Annotated in this window: 3 protein-coding genes and 1 pseudogene; all 4 read left to right on the plus strand. The window is 71.7% G+C overall.

Annotated features, from left to right (window positions below):
* Positions 1–310, plus strand: a 310-nt coding sequence (locus DJ75_RS15005) for a cupin domain-containing protein (RefSeq protein WP_141212064.1), incomplete at its 5' end; no start/stop codon positions are given.
* 433 nt (positions 311–743) lie between these two features.
* Positions 744–1,751, plus strand: coding sequence for a beta-ribofuranosylaminobenzene 5'-phosphate synthase family protein (locus tag DJ75_RS15010; RefSeq protein ID WP_094525234.1), 1,008 nt, complete (start codon positions 744–746; stop codon positions 1,749–1,751).
* A gap of 92 nt (positions 1,752–1,843) precedes the next feature.
* Complete coding sequence (locus DJ75_RS15015; RefSeq protein WP_094525235.1) at positions 1,844–2,680, plus strand: HTR-like protein; 837 nt, start codon at positions 1,844–1,846, stop codon at positions 2,678–2,680.
* A gap of 255 nt (positions 2,681–2,935) precedes the next feature.
* A pseudogene (locus DJ75_RS15020) lies at positions 2,936–3,376 on the plus strand (hypothetical protein); the annotation flags it as partial.

The following is a 3,376-nucleotide window of genomic DNA, read 5'->3' on the forward strand; positions in this document are numbered from 1 at the left end:
GGCGGTCGAGGCGGTCGACGACGTGTTCCTCACGCAGGGCGCGGTCGGCGAGGACACCAGCATCCAGCGGTTCGTCATCGATCCCGGCGCCGAAGTGCCCGAGCACGACCACCCGCACGAGCAGATCGGCGCGGTCACCGAGGGGGCGCTCACCTTCGTCGTCGACGGGGAGGAGTTGGTCGTCGAGGCGGGCGACACCTACAGCATCCCCGGGGGCGAGCCGCACGGGGCGCGCAACGACGGTGACGAGACGGTCGTGGGGTACGACATCTTCTCGCCGCCCCGCGCGAACCCGGACTGGCGGGAGTGAGCGGCGACGGACCGACTTATAAATCGACGGCGGTGTGGTGGCGCGTGCCGGCGAGCGCCTGAAAGGCGCGAGTCGCACGCGCGAGGGAGTCGCGAACGGAGTGAGCGACGAGGCTGGGGAGGCGTGAGGTTCGGTGCCGTGCGGTCGGGCGGGACTCAAAGGGGCAGTCGCGAGGCGGGCGCAGGCGACGGAAGCACTGGAAGGAGCGAGCACCGCGAGCGACTGAAGCGCGCAACGAGCCGCGCGAGCCCTCGGGGCTGGGGCTTTGGCGGCGTTCACCGTCGATCCGTCGTCAACAGTTTATAAGTGAGCGACCGGGGCTTCGGAGGCGGTCTCCCCGCCCGTGTCGTTCACGGACCGACAAACGCGGTCAGGGGCAACTCCCGCCACTGTCACGCACCCTTTATCAATCGACTCCCAAACGCGGGCAACGATGGCACGCGCGAGCGCCGGCGCCCGGCTCCACTTCGGCTTCTGTAACCTCAGCCTCTCGCACGAGCGGCTGTACGGCGCTCTCGGCCTCGGTCTCGCGGAGCCTCGCGTCGTCGTCGACGCCGAGCCGGCCGGTCGGGTCAGCGTCGAGGCGGCCGACGGGGGCGACGCTCCGGCGACCGACTCCGCCGTCCGCGACGACGTCCTCGGGTACGCCCGCACCGCCGTCGACCTGCTCGGCGTCGACGGCGCGCGCGTCGCCGTCCGCGAGTCGCTGCCGCGCCACGCCGGCCTCGGAAGCGGGACCCAGCTGGCCGCGGCGACGCTCGCGGCGATCGCGGTCGCCCACGGGGAGGAGCCTCGCGTCCGCGAACGCGCCCCGGCGCTCGGTCGCGGCGGGCGATCGGGGGTCGGCGTCGCGACGTTCGAGGCGGGCGGGGTCGTCCTCGACGCCGGCCACCCGACCGCTCGGTTCACGACCGACCGCCCCGCGGACGGCGAGTGGACCGTCCCGCCGGTGGCGGCCCGCCACGACGTCCCCGACGACTGGCGATTCCTGCTCGTGCGCCCCGACGCCGACCCGGGCCGGAACGGGAACGCGGAGGACGACGCGATGCGGACCGCGATCGAGCGCGCGGAGCCCGGGCTCGCCGACCGGATCGGCGGGATCGTCACGCGGCGAGCGCTCCCCGCGGTCGCGACCGGGAACGCCGAGCGGTTCGGCGCGGCGGTCGCGGAGATCGGCCGGCTCAACGGCGCGTGGTACGCCGACGAACAGGGCGGCGTCTACCGGCCGCCCGTCGGCGACGTGGTGGCGTCGCTGTCGGCGTCCGCGTCGGTGTTCGGCGCGGGGCAGTCCTCCTGGGGCCCGACCGTGTACGGCGTCACGGACGCCGCCAACGCCGACGCCGCGGCGGCGGCGGGCGAGCGCGCGCTCGACGAGGCGGGCGTGGCAGGATCGGTCGCGGTCGTCCGCGCGGCCGAGGGCGGGGCGCGGCTGACCGACTGACCGAGCCGTCGCCGTCCCCGCGGCTCTCCGGTCGCCGGCGACACCCCCACACGAGCAACAACACTAAGCGGGGCGGCGACCCCGTACGGGACATGACGAGCGTTCCGTTCGGCGTCGCCCGCCTCGACTCGATCCTCGGCGGCGGCGCGCCGCCGGGCAACGTCGTGCTGCTCGCCGGCGAGTCCGGGGCGGGCGCGCGCGAGTTCCTGTACACCAGCGCGGCGATGAACGCCCTCGGGCGCGCCGACGCGGAGCTGTTCGACCTCTACTACGGCGACCTCCCGGCGGACGCCGCGCTCCCCGACGAGGTCCACTACCTGTCTTTCACCGCGGACACGGACGCGCTCACCCGGGAGATGCGGTTCACGATGGCCGACGAGATCGTCGACGCCGCGATCGGCGAGATCGATTTCCGGGACCTCTCGCCGGAGTACTTCCAGCTGAGCCCGATCCCCCGCGACTGGTACGAGGACGAGACGGCGTCGATCACCGAGCTGGGCGACCGCGGGGAGTACGAGGACGTGCTCACGGCGTTCGGCGACTACCTCTCGGCGAACGCCGACGGCAGCTTAGTCTGCATCGACTCCGTCACCGACCTCGTCTCGATGGTCGACGAGGACACGAAGTGGAGCGACGTGTCGATGGTGATGAAGGGGCTCAAGAAGGCCGCCTACCAGTGGGGCGGGCTCATCCTCGTGTTGGTGAACACCGACTCGCTCACCGACCGGGAGTTCGGCGCCCTGATGGACGCCGCCGGCGGCACGCTCCAGTTCACGTGGGAGAGCGGCGGCTCCCAGCGCGCCCGGACCATGTTCGTCCGCGAGTTCCGCGGCGTCCTCTCTCGACTGGAAGCGGAGAACATCGTCCGGTTCGAGACCGAGATCCACGAGGGCGGATTCGACATCAGCGACGTTCGGAAGATCCGGTGATGGGACTGGACGGGAGGGGAGGCCTAAATGTGACTGAATGGGACGTGACGGAACGGGACAGGACGTGACGGAACGGGACAGGACGTGACGGAACGGGACAGGACGTGACGGAACGGGACAGGACACGTGACGGAACGGGACAGAACGGGACGCGAACCGCGCTCCGGTCTCACCGCTAACTATCGTTTCAGAGAATGACGCGACAGATTACTTAAGTCTCCCCGTTAAACAGAGCATAATGGCGGGGGACCTTCGATGAGCGACCTCGATCCGGCCGATAGGACGGTCGACGCCGCGACCGAGGCCGCCGCCGACGAGACCGGCGTCGACCGCGAGGAGTTGCTGAAGCGCGCGATCGTCGCGCTCGCGGAAGAGGAGGGGATCGACGTGCCGGACCGCGAGGAGGTCGCCGCGATCGAGTCGCGGCTCGACGACCTCGACGCCGAGGTCGACGAGAAGGTCGAGGACCTCCGAGAGCGCTTCGTCGAGCTCTACCGCGACCTGGAGGCGAAGGCGCCGGCCGACCACGCGCACGCCGAGACGGCGGAGCGGCTGGACGCGATCGCGGCCGACCTCGAACGGACCGCGGAGCGACTCGACGAACTCGAAGCGGACGCGGCGGCTCGGTCGACCGTTGACGAGGCGGTCGAGGGACGGGTCGACGACCTCGACGACCGGCTGGCCGGCGTCGAGGTC

It is taken from the genome of Halorubrum sp. Eb13 (genome assembly GCF_002252895.1).
Lineage (GTDB): Archaea > Halobacteriota > Halobacteria > Halobacteriales > Haloferacaceae > Halorubrum.